The sequence below is a fragment of the Nitrosospira sp. CT genome, assembly GCF_059489795.1.
This window is the reverse complement of the sequence record NZ_JCAHZJ010000066.1, coordinates 323,672-340,283: the sequence shown is the minus strand read 5'-3', so window position 1 is coordinate 340,283 and position 16,612 is coordinate 323,672. Positions and strand designations below refer to the sequence as shown.

The 16,612-nt window shown below is 53.5% G+C and carries 16 protein-coding genes; 12 read left to right on the top strand and 4 right to left on the bottom strand.

The genetic code is table 11. The features are described 5' to 3' along the window. Positions 1-11 precede the first annotated feature (11 nt). Positions 12-365, top strand: a complete 354-nt coding sequence (locus tag AC52W5_RS12975; protein WP_495671290.1) for a DUF4156 domain-containing protein — start codon at positions 12-14, stop codon at positions 363-365. Between the two features lie 67 nt (positions 366-432). After that, on the top strand, positions 433-801 hold the full coding sequence (locus AC52W5_RS12970; protein WP_495671289.1) for a thiol-disulfide oxidoreductase DCC family protein: 369 nt from the start codon (positions 433-435) through the stop codon (positions 799-801). Positions 802-886: 85 nt separating this feature from the next. Here AC52W5_RS12970 and pyrC read toward each other — a convergent pair whose 3' ends face one another. Next, a complete protein-coding gene (gene pyrC / locus AC52W5_RS12965; protein ID WP_495671288.1) occupies positions 887-1,930 on the bottom strand; it encodes a dihydroorotase in 1,044 nt (347 codons plus the stop codon). A 200-nt stretch (positions 1,931-2,130) separates the two neighbouring features. Continuing rightward, positions 2,131-3,309 carry an NAD(P)/FAD-dependent oxidoreductase gene (locus AC52W5_RS12960; RefSeq protein ID WP_495671287.1) on the bottom strand — a complete coding sequence of 393 codons (1,179 nt, stop codon included), beginning with the start codon at positions 3,307-3,309 and terminating at the stop codon, positions 2,131-2,133. A 340-nt stretch (positions 3,310-3,649) separates the two neighbouring features. Between AC52W5_RS12960 and AC52W5_RS12955 the strand changes: the two genes are divergently transcribed. The 9 genes from AC52W5_RS12955 (at position 3,650) to rng (ending at position 13,497) form a co-directional block, all read left to right on the top strand. Further along, positions 3,650-4,306, top strand: a complete 657-nt coding sequence (locus AC52W5_RS12955) for a hypothetical protein (protein WP_495671286.1) — start codon at positions 3,650-3,652, stop codon at positions 4,304-4,306. Between the two features lie 189 nt (positions 4,307-4,495). Next, positions 4,496-5,362, top strand: a complete 867-nt coding sequence (folD, locus tag AC52W5_RS12950) for a bifunctional methylenetetrahydrofolate dehydrogenase/methenyltetrahydrofolate cyclohydrolase FolD (RefSeq protein WP_495671285.1) — start codon at positions 4,496-4,498, stop codon at positions 5,360-5,362. Between the two features lie 49 nt (positions 5,363-5,411). Continuing rightward, positions 5,412-8,081, top strand: a complete 2,670-nt coding sequence (gene aceE, locus AC52W5_RS12945) for a pyruvate dehydrogenase (acetyl-transferring), homodimeric type (RefSeq protein WP_495671284.1) — start codon at positions 5,412-5,414, stop codon at positions 8,079-8,081. A gap of 73 nt (positions 8,082-8,154) precedes the next feature. Then, positions 8,155-9,510, top strand: a complete 1,356-nt coding sequence (aceF, locus tag AC52W5_RS12940) for a dihydrolipoyllysine-residue acetyltransferase (RefSeq protein WP_495671283.1) — start codon at positions 8,155-8,157, stop codon at positions 9,508-9,510. A 103-nt stretch (positions 9,511-9,613) separates the two neighbouring features. After that, on the top strand, positions 9,614-10,300 hold the full coding sequence (gene nadD / locus AC52W5_RS12935; protein WP_495671282.1) for a nicotinate-nucleotide adenylyltransferase: 687 nt from the start codon (positions 9,614-9,616) through the stop codon (positions 10,298-10,300). Further along, positions 10,297-10,773, top strand: coding sequence for a ribosome silencing factor (rsfS, locus tag AC52W5_RS12930; protein ID WP_495671281.1), 477 nt, complete (start codon positions 10,297-10,299; stop codon positions 10,771-10,773). The genes nadD and rsfS overlap by 4 nt, the downstream gene beginning before the upstream one ends. Before the next feature lie 103 nt (positions 10,774-10,876). Further along, entirely contained in the window at positions 10,877-11,347 is a 471-nt protein-coding gene (rlmH, locus tag AC52W5_RS12925; RefSeq protein WP_495671280.1) for a 23S rRNA (pseudouridine(1915)-N(3))-methyltransferase RlmH, read from the top strand. Positions 11,348-11,397: 50 nt separating this feature from the next. Beyond that, positions 11,398-12,021 (top strand): Maf family protein, encoded by a 624-nt coding sequence (locus tag AC52W5_RS12920; protein WP_495671313.1) that lies wholly within the window; start codon positions 11,398-11,400, stop codon positions 12,019-12,021. Positions 12,022-12,045: 24 nt separating this feature from the next. Continuing rightward, the gene (gene rng, locus AC52W5_RS12915) at positions 12,046-13,497 is read left to right on the top strand and encodes a ribonuclease G (protein WP_495671279.1); all 1,452 of its coding nucleotides are present in this window, start codon (positions 12,046-12,048) and stop codon (positions 13,495-13,497) included. 29 nt (positions 13,498-13,526) lie between these two features. Here rng and AC52W5_RS12910 read toward each other — a convergent pair whose 3' ends face one another. Both AC52W5_RS12910 and AC52W5_RS12905 read right to left on the bottom strand, forming a co-directional pair. Next, positions 13,527-14,300 (bottom strand): PEP-CTERM/exosortase system-associated acyltransferase, encoded by a 774-nt coding sequence (locus tag AC52W5_RS12910; protein ID WP_495671278.1) that lies wholly within the window; start codon positions 14,298-14,300, stop codon positions 13,527-13,529. 681 nt (positions 14,301-14,981) lie between these two features. Continuing rightward, entirely contained in the window at positions 14,982-15,746 is a 765-nt protein-coding gene (locus tag AC52W5_RS12905) for an outer membrane lipoprotein-sorting protein (protein WP_495671277.1), read from the bottom strand. Between the two features lie 58 nt (positions 15,747-15,804). Between AC52W5_RS12905 and AC52W5_RS12900 the strand changes: the two genes are divergently transcribed. After that, complete coding sequence (locus AC52W5_RS12900; RefSeq protein WP_495671276.1) at positions 15,805-16,518, top strand: ABC transporter ATP-binding protein; 714 nt, start codon at positions 15,805-15,807, stop codon at positions 16,516-16,518. Positions 16,519-16,612: the final 94 nt, after the last annotated feature.

Sequence of the window (16,612 nt, the reverse complement as noted above, 5' to 3'; positions counted from 1 at the left end):
GGAGAAAATAGATGGTCACGAGAAGGATGATCACCTTGCCGGGCCTGCTGTCAGTGGTTTTGTTTGCCGGCTGTTCGGCGATTTCAACGACACCGGAGGGCAGATCCGTTGAGCTTGTCACAGAAAAACCCAGCGGCAATTGCAAGCCGCTGGGTGACGCGGTTGGCTCCCAGGGCAACTGGATTACCGGCGATTATACTTCGAATGAGAATCTCCTTATCGGCGCCAGAAATGACCTGCGCAACAGGGCTGCCAAAATGGGTGGAAACTACGTCTGGGTGCAGAACTCCGCCAATACGAATGCATGGGGCAGCAAGGGCACGACAAACACGACGGTGCTGGGTGTCGTTTATCGCTGCGAATGATTCCTCGCACCGGGGCTCCGAATACCTTGGGCTGAATTTACTGCTATGTAGGCAGAGCACTGCGTAAATGTCCAGCAAGGTTTACTATAACAGTGCCTGTCCCGTCTGCAATGCGGGCATAAAAGAGCAGCGCCGCCGTATGGAAGCATGCGGTATCAAGGACATCGAATGGGTCGATGTGCATGCGCAGCCGGAAGCCGTTGCAGAAGTAGATGCTTCGCTGGAGCAGGTGCGCGAGCGGCTGCATGTAAAAAGACAGGATGGCCGGATTGACGTGGGCGTGGATGCCTTCACACAACTCTGGTCACAGACACCTGGTCAGCACTGGCTAGCCAGCCTTTTTAGGCTGCCCGTGCTCCGGCAGCTTTCACACCTCGCATACGACGCCTTTGCCGGAAGGCTGTACCGGTGGAATCGCGCCAAGAAACACTGGTAGGTCACTGGCAGGCGCGAATGACCGGGAAACAATTCACGCAGCTATTTCCTGATCAGGAAAGGTTGGTGAAAATTCCGTTCCGGCGCTAATTCCCGGTTTTGTCCAAAGTCCAGGTAACGTTTTCCCCGGCCCGGAATGGAATCAGACTTTCGTCGCCAAATTCCAGTTGCGCAGGCACACGCCAGCTTTCCTTCTTCAATGTAATCCTGTCCTGATTGCGTGGCAACTGGTAGAAATCCGCGCCATGAAAACTGGCAAAGGCTTCCAGCTTTTCCAGCGCACCCGCCTGTTCGAATGCTTCCGCGTAAAGCTCGATCGCTGCGTGAGCAGTATAGATGCCGGCGCAGCCGCAGGCGTTTTCCTTGGCCGATTGCGCGTGGGGGGCGCTATCGGTGCCGAGGAAAAATTTCGCATTGCCGCTGGTAGCGGCCTCGATCAGCTTCTGCCGGTGGGTTTCCCGCTTGAGGATGGGCAGGCAATAGTGGTGAGGCCGGATACCGCCTTGAAAAAGGGCATTCCGGCTGATCAGGAGGTGGTGCGCGGTGATGGTGGCTGCGATGGTTTCCGGTGCGCTGATGACAAACTCTACCGCTTCCCGCGTGGTGATATGCTCGAATACTACGCGTAGTTGCGGAAAGCGCCGGGTCAACGGGATCAGCACCTGTTCAAGAAAGACTTTTTCCCTGTCGAATACATCCACCTCAGGATCGGTCACCTCACCGTGCACCAGCAGGGGCATATCCGCTTGCTCCATGACTTCCAAGGTTTCATGGCACCTTGCAATGTCGGTAACTCCGGCTGCGGAGTTTGTGGTCGCACCGGCGGGATAGTATTTAACGCCGTAAATTACGCCGCTTCTTTTGGCCTCGACGATTTCCGAAGGAGAGGTGTTATCGGTCAGGTAGAGGGTCATCAGCGGCTGAAAACGCACGCCCTGCGGCAGGGTCGCAAGAAGTCGCTCGCGATACGCCAGCGCCATTTGCGAGGTGACAACGGGAGGCTTGAGGTTAGGCATGACGATTGCGCGAGCAAAGCGGCGGGCAGTGTCCGGCAGCACCGCCCACATGTGCTCGCCGTCGCGGAGATGGAGGTGGAAGTCGTCCGGGCGGGTAAGCGTGAAGGTATTCAAGATAGCTGTGGCACTGTTTTTTTATTTAACTGACAAGAAAAATACTATGAGTCTTCCATTAAGGACTTAAGGGGACTCAAGTCTGCCATTCCCGGAACACATCATTGGAAATTGCGGGAGGGGCAAGCAAAGCACCACCCATCGCAGCAAATGATGGTTCGGTCTCAGCCTTCCCCTATCCTGCGCTACTGTCTCCTGTTTTAGTCCTTGATGCGGCCTAGCAGCGTCTCGCTCGTGCAGGGTTTCTTTTCGGCAATCAACTCGGTGGCGGCACCTACCTGTCCCCAGGTATTCCAGAGCAGGACACCGCGTACGAGCCCATCGCGCAGGTAATAAATCACCCCTTTGCGGAAGGGCTCTACCCAATCTTCGATAATATCGAGACTGGAATCGAGTTCACCGACTGCTTCATAGCCAAGATCAAACAGGTCGGAATAAAAGAAGGGCTGGTGATGATAGGGCTCCGGGCTTCCTGCCATGTTTCGTCCCGCTGCTTCTCCCATCATGTTTGCGTTGTCTTCATGCTCGACCCGCATGCGTTTGTCGAGCAAGGGGCTGTAGAAGTTGGCGACGTCGCCGGCGGCATAGATATCGGGGTTGCTGCTGCGCAGGAATTCATCCACCACGACGCCGTTGTCAACTGCCAGCCCGGCCTGGACAGCCAGTTCCGTGTTAGGAAGAATACCCAGGCCTGCCACTACTCCATCGGCGGAAATCTCAGTCCCATTTCCCGTGGTTACGACTTTTTTTGCTCCTTCTACTCGCATTGATTTGACAGTTTCAAATGCAAGCACGGTAATGCCCTTTTCACCGTAGTAGGAATTAAGGAACTCGACGAGAGGTCTCGGATAAATGCGGGAACCGATACCGTTTTCCGGAAAAATCATCGTGACCCGTTTATCATTCATGGCGAGTGCGGCAGCGATCTCCGAGCCAATGAAGCCGCCGCCGATCACGACAAAATCCGAACCCTGATTGCTCAATTCCCGCAGTTTGCGGTAATCGTCCGCCGTTCTGTAGTAGATTATATTCTCGCCGAAATCGGTAAAACGCCGCACCATGCCGCCTGTGGCAAGCAAAAGTTTTTCATAGGTGTAGACGTTGCCTGCATTATCCGTCGCCGTCTTGTTTGCAGGATCCAGCGCCACTATTTTTTTTCCGAGATGCATGGCGACGTTCAGCCCATGCTCGCTTCGCCAGATCGAATCATAGGGCGAGTCCTTCCATAGTGCTTTGGAAAGGGGGGGGCGGTTGTAGGGATGATGCAGCTCCTCCCCGATGACGGCGATTGCGCCATCGGGATCAATCTTACGGATACCGTGTACAGCAGAATCGGCGGTCATTCCGCCTCCGACAATAAGGTATTTATGGTGTTTCATGTTGGTTTCCTTTGCAGGTATATGAAGCGCAGGTTAAAAATGAACCCGTTGTTATGTTCCGAAACCTTTTGTGTGACAATGTTGCGCGGTAGAGAGCGGAACTCTGTAATAGCGAACCTATCCAATAAAATCGGAAACTTCATAAAACCTATGTAAACTTTTATCCCTCTTCAAGAGGAAATTGCCGGTGCATACAAGGATAGGCCGGCAGCAGGGCAAGTCCCATTGCCCGATAGATCGCAGAGAGGCTGTGCCTCATTATTCAACAATCCTCACGCCAGTATATAATGGGTTCCTCCATGAATTCAAAGCCAAGCTGGGCATGTCCGGAAATTGAACGATGACTGAAGTGAAAACGGATTCAGAAGCAAGCACGATTGATATGTGCGTACAGCACGCACGCGAGATACTGGCGTCCCAACTCCCGCAAGTTAAAGAAAAAGGGTATGATTTTGCGCCTCTTTTCAGGCAGATGACCATCCAGTTATATCTGGTGGGCGTGATGTGGCGGTGCAGCGAAAGACTCGGAGTGACGGGAGATGCTCGCGATCATGCCTTTGAAGCGATGCAATCCATGCTCATAGCCGATGGCATGAAAAAGAAAGAAGCTCAACAGCGTATCGTGTTCCTGCGCAACATGTCGCGGGTGGAAGACGGAACAGACACTCTTGCCGTATCGACCGGCTATGAGGCGGTTCTGAACGACGGCAGCATGGTGCGCCTTTTTGATGAGTACCGCAACGAGGCGCGGGTTTCCGGTTCTCTATGGCGTCTTTTTGAGCGCGGTAAAAAGATCATGTTTATCGGTGGCGCGGTGGCAGCCTTTGTAACGATCTGGGTCGTAACCATCTTTTTACCGAAAACCGAGGGAATCGACATACTGGCAGCCGGCCTTCTGGCTGCCACGCTAGTTGTCGTTCCGACATTTCTGGTCGGGCTGTTGATTTATCGGACGAAGATGAAAAAATCCAATCCCCCTGCGTCTTCGCAATCATGATTGGACGAAGAGGCATGTTTATGTGGCCGGGCACAGTCTCCAGATCAGGGTTCCAGTGAGCCAGTCTGCTTTGCACGCCTATGAGCGAACGCGGGGTTTCGCAGGATATACAGCCAGGGTGAAAGATACAAACAGGCAAGGCATCATCCGTCATCTGCTCGTTCCCTGGCCTGCCGCGTCACAAGCACAATGAGCGCGAAGATCATCGATGGCAAGAGGCTGAGCCAGGAGGTGAGGACAGCGTGTCAGGCGCGGGCAGCGCGCTTGGCGGAAAAAGGTACCCAGCCGGGGCTGGCCGTGGTTATCGTGGGAGACAATCCGGCTTCCACTGTGTATGTGCGAAACAAGGCCAAGGCTTGCAGCGAAACGGGCATCTATTCCGAAGTCCATAAGTTCGCGGAAAGCACCACCCAGGAGGAGGTGATTGGGCGTATCCAAGAACTGAACAGGGACGCCAAAATCCACGGCATCCTCGTCCAACTGCCGCTGCCTCGACATTTTGACAGCAGCAAAGTCATCGCATCTGTCGCCGTGGAAAAAGACGTGGATGGCTTCCATCTTTATAATGTAGGCGCACTTGTAACCGGTAGCAGCATTTTTCCGCCTTGCACGCCCAACGGCGTGATGAAAATGCTGGAAAAATATGATATCCCGATTGAAGGGCAGCATGCGGTAATAGTAGGCCGCAGTAATATCGTCGGTAAACCGATGGCGCTGATGCTGCTGCACGAAGGCGCAACCGTTACCATCTGCACGTCCAGGACGCGGCACCTGTCGGAATACACCAGTCGCGCCGATATTCTGGTAGTTGCGGTTGGGAAGCCGCGTATGATCACTGCTCCCATGGTGAAACCGGGAGCGACAGTAATAGACGTCGGCATCAATCGTCTGCCCGACGGAAAGCTGGCGGGGGACGTGGACTTTGAATCGGTCAAGGAAAAGGCGGGTTATATCACGCCTGTGCCGGGAGGAGTGGGACCGATGACCATAGCGATGCTGCTCTATAACACTGTTGTAGCCGCAGAGCAGGCACACGTCCGGTTGCAGGGGAGTTAATCCCACCTCTATCACATCGGGCAAGCGCCCGACAATTTCGAGACAAGACATGGAACCTATACCCGATATAGACCCTACTGAAACGCAGGAATGGCTGGAGGCGCTGGAATCCGTCTTGACGCACGAGGGGACGGAGCGGGCACACTACCTGCTGGAGAGGCTGGTGGAAAAAGCGCGACGGTCAGGCGCCTATCTTCCCTATAGCGCCACCACGGCCTATATCAATACCATTCCTCCAGGAAAGGAGGAGCGATCGCCGGGAAATCACGCACTGGAGCACCGCATCCGTTCCTACGTCCGCTGGAATTCCATGGCCATGGTATTGCGCGCCAACAGGAACTCCAATGTGGGGGGACATATTGCCAGCTTTGCCTCGGCCGCTACATTGTACGATGTAGGCTATAACCATTTCTGGCATGCCAGGTCGGAGAATCACGGCGGTGATCTGATATTCGCACAGGGGCATTCGTCCCCCGGTCTTTACGCCTATGCTTTTCTGCTGGGAGAACTGACAGAGGATCAGCTCAATAATTTCCGGCGGGAGGTGGGTGGAAAGGGGTTGTCTTCCTACCCGCATCCGTGGCTGATGCCCGACTTCTGGCAGTTCCCTACCGTATCCATGGGACTTGGGCCACTGATGGCGATATATCAGGCGCGCTTCATGAAGTACCTGGGCAGTCGCGGACTGGTCAAGACCGAGGACCGCAAGGTGTGGGCATTCATGGGCGATGGAGAAATGGATGAACCTGAATCGCTGGGATCCATTTCGCTTGCGTCGCGCGAAAACCTGGACAACCTGATTTTCGTCATCAATTGCAACCTTCAGCGTCTCGATGGGCCGGTGCGTGGAAATGGCAAGATCATTCAGGAACTGGAAGCCGTTTTTCGGGGATCCGGCTGGAATGTCATCAAGGTAATCTGGGGCTCATACTGGGATCCATTGCTTGCCAAGGACACCAAAGGGTTGCTGCAGCAACGCATGATGGAATGCGTGGATGGCGAATATCAGACTTTCAAGTCGAGAGACGGCGCCTATGTGCGTGAACATTTCTTCGGCAAATACCCGGAGCTGCTCGAAATGGTGGCGAATATGTCCGACGATGATATATGGCGCCTGAACCGGGGCGGGCACGACCCGCACAAGGTCTATGCGGCGTATTCAGCGGCGGTGAAGCACAAGGGCCAGCCCACCGTAATCCTCGCCAAGACGATCAAGGGTTACGGGATGGGTGAAGCGGGCGAAGCTCAGAATATCACTCATCAGCAGAAAAAGATGGGTACCACTTCACTCAAAGCGTTTCGTGACCGTTTTGGCCTGCCGGTCAGCGATGATGAGATCGACTCGGTACCCTACCTGAAATTCGATAAGGATTCGCCGGAATCCATCTACATGCACCAGCGGCGCGAGGCATTGGGGGGATTCATCCACCGCCGCCAGCGCACAGCGGAGCCCCTGCAGATACCACCGCTGTCCGCCTTCGATACATTGCTCAAGGCAAGCGGTGAGGGAAGAGAATCTTCCACCACCATGGCTTTTGTGCGCATTCTCAATATCCTCATAAAAGACAAGAATATCGGCAAGCGGGTCGTGCCGATTGTGGCGGACGAGTCGCGCACCTTCGGCATGGAAGGCATGTTCCGGCAACTGGGCATCTGGTCCTCCACCGGACAGCTCTACACGCCCGAGGATGCCGAGCAACTGATGTACTACAAGGAAGACAAGAACGGCCAGATTCTGCAGGAAGGCATCAATGAGGCGGGGGCCATGTCGTCATGGATGTCCGCGGCAACCGCCTACAGTTCTCATGGCGTGCAGATGATCCCGTTCTACATTTACTATTCGATGTTCGGCTTCCAGCGCGTGGGGGATCTTTGCTGGGCAGCGGGAGACATGCGCTGTCGCGGCTTCCTGCTGGGCGGTACTGCTGGCCGCACCACGCTGAATGGCGAGGGGTTGCAGCACGAGGACGGCCATAGCCATCTGGCGGCATCGACTGTTCCCAACTGCATATCCTATGACCCGACCTTTGCGTACGAACTTGCAGTCATTATCCGGGATGGCCTGCGTCGCATGTGCGAGATGCAGGAGGATGTCTATTACTATATCACGGTAATGAACGAAAACTATTCGCACCCGGAAATGCCTGCGGGTGCGGAGGAAGGAATTCTGAAGGGCATGTACCTGTTCCGTGAAGGTAAACCGGTAGGGGAAAAGGATTCCGGGTTGCGTGTTCAGCTGCTCGGATCCGGCACCATTCTGCGCGAGGTGATCGCCGCAGCTGAAATACTGGAGAAGGAATTCGGTGTGACGGGGGATATCTGGAGTGTAACGAGCTTTACCCAGTTGAGACGCGAGGCGCTGGCGACAACGCGCTGGAACATGCTGCACCCCGCAGAACTGGCAAGGCTGTCGCACGTCAGCACGTGTCTCAAGGACCGGGAAGGTCCGGTGGTGGCGGCTACGGACTACATGAAGATTTTTGCCGACCAGATACGTGAATTTGTTCCTGGGCGATACAAGGTGCTGGGTACAGACGGATTCGGGCGTTCCGATACGCGCGAGCAATTGCGCCGCTTCTTCGAGGTCGACCGTCATTACATTACGATAGCCGCCCTGAAAGCACTGGCCGAAGATGGCAGAATCGAGGCGGAAACGGTGGCGCAGGCCATAGGCAAATTTGGTCTCGACCCCGATAAACCCAATCCGGCAACTGTATAAGAAGGCGGCATCCTCCTGCTGTGATCATTTCGTTGTTGAAAGCCGGGATTATCTAATACGAGAAGGAAGAGGCGTGGCAGAGACTAAACAGGTATTGATTCCCGATATTGGCGACTTTAAAGACGTTCCCGTAATAGAAGTGCTGGTGAAAGCCGGTGATTCGATCAAGGCGGAAGACTCGCTGATTGTGCTTGAATCGGACAAGGCCACCATAGAAGTGCCTTCTCCCTTTGCGGGCATAATCAGGGAATTATCCGTGAAGGTGGGCGACAAGGTATCGGAAGGTTTGCCCATCCTGACGGTGGAAACTTCGGAAGCGGAGCAGGCGCCGTCCGCTGCGCAACGGGAAGCAGCACCTGCTCCAGCGCCGGCTCCCGCCTCAACCGTCATTTCATCTGAGCAGACGCTCCGGCCAGCGGCGCAACCTGCTACGCAATCCCAACCTGCCGCGCAGCCACCCCAACCTTCGAGTTCTTCTTCACGCTCCGCATTCGCTCCTTCCCCGATAGATGAAGCTACATTTGCGAAGGCACATGCCAGTCCTTCGGTTCGACGCTTTGCGCGCGAACTCGGCGTGAATCTGGGGCTGGTAAAGGGTAACGGTCCCAAGCGGCGCATCCTCAAGGAGGACGTGCAGGCTTTTGTAAAGACTGAGTTGTCCAGGCCACATGGGGGTGGCACTGAGCTTAATTTGCTGCCCTGGCCTCAAGTTGATTTTGCGAAATTCGGCCCCGTGGAATTGAAACCGCTGTCGCGGATCAAAAAAATGTCCGGTGCGAATTTGCACCGCAACTGGGTCATGATTCCACACGTGACGCAGTTTGACGAAGCGGACATCACCGAGCTGGAAGCCCTGCGCAAGGAAACAAATGAATCTTCAAAAGAAGAAGGTGTGAAAGTCACTCTGCTGGCTTTTCTGCTGCGGGCTTCGATAGCTGCCCTAAAGAAGTTTCCCGACTTCAATGCCTCGCTGAACAGTGAAGGCGATGAAATGAATCTCGTGGTCAAGAATTATTACCATCTCGGCTTTGCGGCGGATACACCTCATGGACTGGTGGTCCCCGTGATTCGGGACGTGGACAAGAAAGGGGTGATCGCCATTGCCAGGGAAATGTCGGATCTCGCAGCTTCGGCGCGCGCGGGCAAGCTTAAACCCACCGATATGCAGGGAGCCAGTTTTACCATTTCCAGCCTGGGAGGCATCGGCGGCACTGCGTTCACGCCCATTATCAACGCACCGGAACTGGCGATTCTCGGTGTTTCACGGGCAGTGATGAAGCCCGTTTATCGGGATAGTGAATTTGTCCCGCGCCTGATGCTGCCATTATCCCTGTCCTATGATCATAGAGTGATCGACGGTGCGACAGCAGCGCGCTTTACGACGTACCTGGTCGAAGTGCTGGCTGATCTGCGTCGTGTGCTGTTGTAAAAAACAGATTATTCAGAGAAGGGGGGAAGACAGATGGAGGCAGCCGAGGGCGTATGTTGTTCGCTTGAGCAGCTTCGCATATTCAGCGTTTTTCCCGCCGATAATGAATGATTTCCCAGTTCCTCCGATCGGTGTTTTTGGGGGTACCTTCGATCCCGTTCACTACGGGCACTTGCGAATCGCCGAAGAAATTGCCGAACTGGCCGGGTTGAAGGAAATGCGTTTTGTTCCCGCCGGAATTCCCCGGCTGCGCTGCGGCCCGGAAGCATCATTGGAACACAGGGTGGAAATGGTTCGCCTGGCCATTGAGGGAAATTCCCGTTTTATTCTCGATGAGCGAGAGGTAATACGGGGAGGAGTGAGCTACAGCGTGGATACGTTGCGCGAACTCAGGCAGGAGCTGGGGAAGGATGCCGTACTCTGCCTCGTTACCGGAGCGGATGCATTCATAAGGCTGGCCGAGTGGCACAGGTGGCGGGAGTTGTTCGATCTGTGTCATTTCATTATTGCGGCTCGCCCCGGCCATTTGCTTTCGACGGAGGGCAGAGCGTCGCCCGGAGCACTGCCGCAGGAACTGGAAGCGGAATGCAGAGATCGCTGGACATCGAGTGCGGAGAGTCTTAAATATGCATCCGGGGGCTTGATCTTTACCGCGCAGACGACATTGCTGGATATTTCGGCAACGGCTGTCCGCGCGCGCGTCGCTTTGGGGAAAAGTGTCCGCTATCTGGTTCCCGAGGATACTCGGGATTATATTGCTGCTAATGATCTGTACCGGGAACAACGATGACGCCGGCCAAATTGATAAAAACCGTTGTTGCAGCGCTGGATGAAATCAAGGCACGCGACGTGGAAGTACTCGATGTCAAAAAACTGACGGCCTTGTTCGATCGGATGATCATCGCCAGCGGGGATTCCACGCGGCAGACACGGGCAATTGCGAACAATGTTGTCGAGAAAGTCAAGGCGGCGGGGGGTATCGTTTACGGTATGGAAGGCGAGGATAACGGAGAATGGATATTGGTTGACTTGGGTGACGTGCTGGTGCATGTCATGCAGACCGCGGTGCGCGCCCATTACAACCTCGAGGAGTTGTGGGCACAAGCTGGCAGGATCAACAAGATATCCGAAAGCTCGAGCAGGAAGAAGCCGGCTGCAAGACCACTTGCCGCTGAAGAGGGGGAGACCCCACCCGCGACCCCTGGCAGGACCAGAAAAGCCAGAGCCATCAGGGCGAAGACGAATCCGGACAACGAGAGGTGAAGGAAATATGGGAGCGAGCACCAGTCCCCGGCGTGGAGTCTCTTGAACAAGCTCTTCTCAAATTACTGAATAGGCGCGTTTCCAGCATGAAATTGCCTGTTGCATGAAATTCCTCGTTTATGCGGTTGGACATAAAATGCCGGAGTGGATTGCAGCGGGTTTTCAGGAATATGCTAAACGCATGCCGCGCGAGGCGGGCATCGAGCTTCTGGAGATCAAACCTGAGAGACGGGACAGCGGCAAAAAAGTGGAACAGTTGCTGGCTGCCGAGGGCGCACGTATCCGCGCGCTGCTGCCTTCCAACTGTCGGCTTGTGGCAATGGATGAGTGTGGAAGCCAATGGACTACCGCCAGGCTGGCGCGTGCCATTGGCAGCTGGATGAAGGATGGAGGTGACACCGCGTTCCTAATTGGCGGCGCCGACGGGCTGGACCCGACGCTCAGGAATGCGGCGGATGAAGTTCTGGCGTTATCTGCCCTGACACTTCCTCATGGGCTGGTTCGAATTCTGTTGGCGGAACAGCTCTACCGCGCGATATCGTTGATCAAGGGTCATCCGTATCATCGCTCATAAAAATTACAACATAACAGAAGTAACTGCGCTCCCGTAGCATTCACCCTGCCCTGACTTTTGTGGAAAATCGCATCTATCTTGCTTCCCGCAGTCCCCGCCGGCAGGAATTGTTAAAGCAGATCGGTGTGGATTTCATGGGTCTACCATTGCGTGAAGCTTTGGGGCGGATACCGGACGTGGATGAAACTCCGCTGCCGCAGGAATCGCCGCCGCAGTATGTCGAACGGATTGCGCGCGTTAAAGCGGAAACGGGGCGAAAGCGGATGAGCGAGCGAGACTGGGCAGATTTCCCGGTTTTGGGAGCGGATACAGCGGTAGTATCGAATGGCAGAATTTTTGGCAAGCCGGAAAATCCTCTCCATGCAAAGCAAATGCTGCGAGCACTGTCGGGCCAGCTTCATCAAGTTTTGACCGCGGTAGCCGTGACTGCGGGAAATGGCACTCGGGTTTGCCTGTCCAGATCGGGTGTCCGGTTCCGCAATCTCGGCGAGCAGGAAATTGATCATTACCTCGCTTGCGGCGAGGCATATGACAAGGCAGGCGCTTATGCAATTCAGGGCAGGGCGGCGGTTTTTATCTCGGAGATTTCCGGCAGTTATAGCGGTGTCGTCGGATTGCCACTGTTTGAGACGGCGCAGTTGCTTGAAGAGTCCGGTATAAGAATATTTCAGTGAGCCGCAACAAAAGCTGGATCTCTCATGTCCTGTGAAATTCTTATCAATGTTACTCCCCAGGAAACGCGTGTCGCGGTGGTCGAGCACGGCGCTGTCCAGGAGTTACACATAGAGCGCACCAGCAATTGCGGTATAGTCGGCAATATATACAACGGGCGTGTAATCCGGGTGCTGCCGGGCATGCAGTCTGCTTTCGTGGATATCGGTCTCGACCGCGCGGCCTTTCTCCATCTTGCTGATATCTGGCGCTTGCGGCAGAGCGAAGACGCTGATAAACCGATTGAACAGTTGTTGCACGAGGGAAAAAATATCCTCGTCCAGGTTATCAAGGATTCCATCGGCGCCAAGGGTGCCCGCCTGTCGACTCAGGTCAGTATTGCAGGCCGTTTGCTGGTTTATCTGCCCCAGGTATCGCATATCGGCATTTCCCAGCGCATCGAGGATGAAACCGAACGGAAGTCGTTGCGTGAAAAACTGAAACATTTATTGCCGGTCGGGGAAAAGGGGGGGTTCATTATCCGTACCGTAGCGGAAGCGGCGAGCGAACAGGATCTGCAAACGGACATCGAGTACCTGCACAAGCTGTGGCGCGACATCAAGGAAAAATCCCTGATCCCCCAGCCCGCGCTACTGTATCAGGACCTGAATCTCAGTTTTCGCGTCTTGCGCGACTTCATCAGTGATGACACCACCCGCATCCTCGTGGATTCGCGTGAGACTTTCCAGAAGATGGCGACCTTTGCACGGGTGTACATGGCCAATGTAGTGGAGCGGCTCGACCATTACGCGGGCGAGCGCCCCTTGTTCGAGTTGTATGGGGTGGAAGATGAAATCGAGAAAGCCCTGGCGAGGCGCGTTGATCTGAAGTCCGGAGGCTATTTGATCATTGATCAGACCGAGGCGCTTACCACCATCGATGTAAATACTGGAGGATTCATCGGCGTACGCAGTTTTGACGATACCATTTTCAAAACGAATCTCGAAGCAGCCCAGGTCATTGCGCGTCAACTCCGTCTTCGAAATCTGGGGGGCATTGTCATTATCGATTTCATAGACATGGAGAGCGCGGAACACCAGAACGCCGTTCTTGGCGAATTCAAGAAGTCGTTGATGAAAGACCGGACTCACATGACGGTGAATGGTTTCACCGCCCTCGGACTCGTAGAAATGACGCGCAAGCGGACGCGGGAGAGTCTGGCGCACATTTTGTGTGAAACCTGCCCGACCTGCCAGGGTCGCAGCAAGGTCCGGACGGCCAAGACCATGTGCTATGAAATCCTGCGGGAATTACTGCGGGAGTCCCGTCAGTTCGATGCACGCGAATTTCGCATTGTGGCTTCACAGCAGGTAATCGATCTGTTGCTCGACGAAGAATCCCAAAGCCTGGCGCAACTTGCCGATTTTATCGCCAAACCCATCAGCCTTCAGGTGGAGGGGACGTATACCCAGGAACAATATGACTTGATTCTCATGTAGCAGGTTTAAAAAAAACTCATGTCTCTTGATCATCCCCGATGTGTTACACGCACTCGCACTTGTTCCTTTGGAAGATTCCTTTCTATATCTGCTGCAATTACGTCATAGAGCGGTCGCAGATTTTCCCACATGTTCGAAACAATACCGCCGACATCCATCATCGAAGGGGTGCGTCTTCCGTGATAGTCTAGGGAGCTACCTATAAATTGAAGCTGGAACCCAAGCTTATTAAAATGAATAGCCAGTCTTTCTTCTGTTAGGACAAAAAGCGTTTTAATTCCATTCAAACGTGCGAGTTCAGTCGTGCCAAGATAGAGGCCGATGGGAATATACGGAAAGCGTGGTAGCTGCAGCTTATCATGATCTTCGTCAGCAAGGCTGATCACACTCCCTGCCTCACCTTTGCGGCGGCGATATCCCGCAACAACAGCAAGGCGCGATACCTCCGCGATAGTATGACGTCGCAATTTTGCGGGATCGATGATGGAGCGATCCAGCACTGCGGCGCAAGTTTTTTCAAAAGGGAGTTTATATTGCGCGTCCTCAGGACGGCTGCGCACGATTCTGGTACAACCTACAAATTCATTTGTCTTTACACTGCGCATCAGGAGGTGCAATGAATTAACGTCGTGCTCATCGATTTCCCGCCGATCGGGACGGAGTGGTTCAAATTCGAGGTCTTCGCAATAAACCTGATGCCGAATGCGATAAACCTCCTCTTTCAGTGCGTTCGAGAATGCCGGTATGATTTCGAAGTATTGTTTGAAGGCATTGCCCAGATTGAATTTTTCGGGTGAGAACATGTTTTGCCTCTGCAACCGCTTTTTATCTGGCGGAATAGAAATTTATCAGCAGCCGAATTGGTTTTCTTCGACCAGTCATGCTTCTTCGCGATAAGGATGCAGAGTAAATTGCCGCGTTGCATCCATCTTTTTACCAGCCTATAACTAGCTGATATTCCAACGTGTATTATTTAACGGAACTGAATCAAGTATCTTGAATATTTTCCTCCATTATTTCCGCGTTTTTTCCGTGGGCGTCCTGTGACTCAGAGCAGGACATCAGCGATAAATCAGGTGGTAAACGGGGGTGAGGGCAGTGAGGATTTGAGTGTTAAAGCTGGTAGAGACCGGTGGTTTTCTACAGGATAGTCATTTCACAGGAAGATATGGTTCTACCAAGAGGGTATATGGGCAAATGCGAGCAAAAAAATACTCTTGCTCGATCAGGATGTGGCTCTTCCTGTAATGCTCTTCGCTCGTTTGGGAAATGGAAAAAATTGCGCTCGAAATGTGATAGCAGCGGGGGAAACGATAGTTTGGTATATGGGGAAGCAGAGAGCCGCGGAGGTGGAGGAGGTTTAAAGACCGGCACGTCCTGTTTTAATACCCTCAGCTGCGTTGGCGATGTCAGAGAATGGGCAGTGCTCCGCGGGACCATGGAGCATGCGGAAACATGGACCATTCCCTTGTATGATAGGGCCCTTACTGCTCCAGTTTTTTCAAATAATCTTTGGTGAAAATTTTATCAGGAAGGTCTCGCAGTTTCATTCCGGAATAGGTAAGAATCGATACTTCTCCGGTGCGAAGGGCATCCGTCATTACCAGACGAGTTGGCCGTTGCTTTCCCAGTATCGGCAGAAAATTCTCATACCGGGCCGTTTTAAGCAACCGATCGGACAGTGAGTAGAACTCGGCACGGTATGGCCAAAAATTCGATTGCTGTACCCAATATAAGACTTTATGATACGTAACGCTCCGGTCGACACCGATCAGCTCAAGTACGTAGTATTTTTCGCCGTCAATGGTATCGGTGCGCAATATCGTAGGATTGTAGTCACCCGCGAAGTTTGCTCGCGCCAGATCCCCATTGGCAACCTGGCCAGTCAGCCGTTGTGACAACGAAAGGCGGATCGGTTGGGAAACCTCGGGCATAAATATCCATAAATCACGTCCCTTCATGAGTAGAATCTGGCCGCGTTCCGAAGCAGGGGCAGTGGTCATTACCACACTGTTTTCGTTACCCTTGGACAGGACGCGATATTCACGTGCTTCTTCTGATTGATCGGGGGCAGTGGTACTGATGCTCACGTCAACCTGGAAACTCTCCCGAGGGAATCGTATCTGGTCTGCTTTTTGCAGGATATTTTGAGCTAATTCTGCGCTATCAGACTCCGCAAATGAATCGGATGCTGCAGGGACGAGCAGGAAAATCACTAGAAAGAGATATTGCGTCAGTATTTTTCGCATCTTAGCTCCTATTGGCATCTCGGTTACCCTTCAAGTTACAAATTTCGCGATAATTCCCATGAGTAACGTTGTACGACTTGAGCATGTTTTCAAAGATTACACCTTCGGTGAGCAGCAAGTCCAGGCACTGATAGATGTCACATTAAGTATTAACAATGGCGATTTCCTTGCGATCGCCGGTCCATCGGGCAGCGGCAAGTCCACGCTGCTGAACCTGATTGGATGTATCGATATTCCCTCGCGCGGAAAAATATTTATCGCTGATCAGGATGTTGCTGGGCGAACGCCCGATCAGCTTGCCGAGTTAAGGGCTCGAACTATCGGTTTTATTTTTCAAACGTTCAATTTGTTGCCAGTTCTATCAGCGGAAGAGAACGTGGAGTATCCCTTACTGCAATTTAAGGAATTAAGCGCAAAGGAGCGTCGCCTCCGTGTTGCTGAATATCTTGGTATCGTAGGTCTCTCCAGATTTGCGCACCATCGGCCTAGCCAGCTCAGCGGCGGACAGCGGCAACGAGTTGCGATTGCACGCGCTCTGGCAACGCAGCCAAAGATCGTATTAGCAGATGAACCTACCGCTAATCTCGATCATAAGACTGGAGAAGGGGTCTTACAATTGATGAAGGAGATTAACGGCAGTTTCAAGACAACCTTTATTTTTTCAACCCATGATCCACGTGTGATGTCAATGGCAAGCAGGCTAGTGCATATCGAGGACGGTCAGGTCGTCGGGGAGGATGTCAAGAAGGACGAGAAAGGCGCTGGTGGTTGAGCTCTTCAGACGATGAATAATGGCATGGTCTTCCAAGCAGATCCCTGTGAGTCGGATGGCATACAGGCGTAGAATAGAGCCCTACTTATTCGTT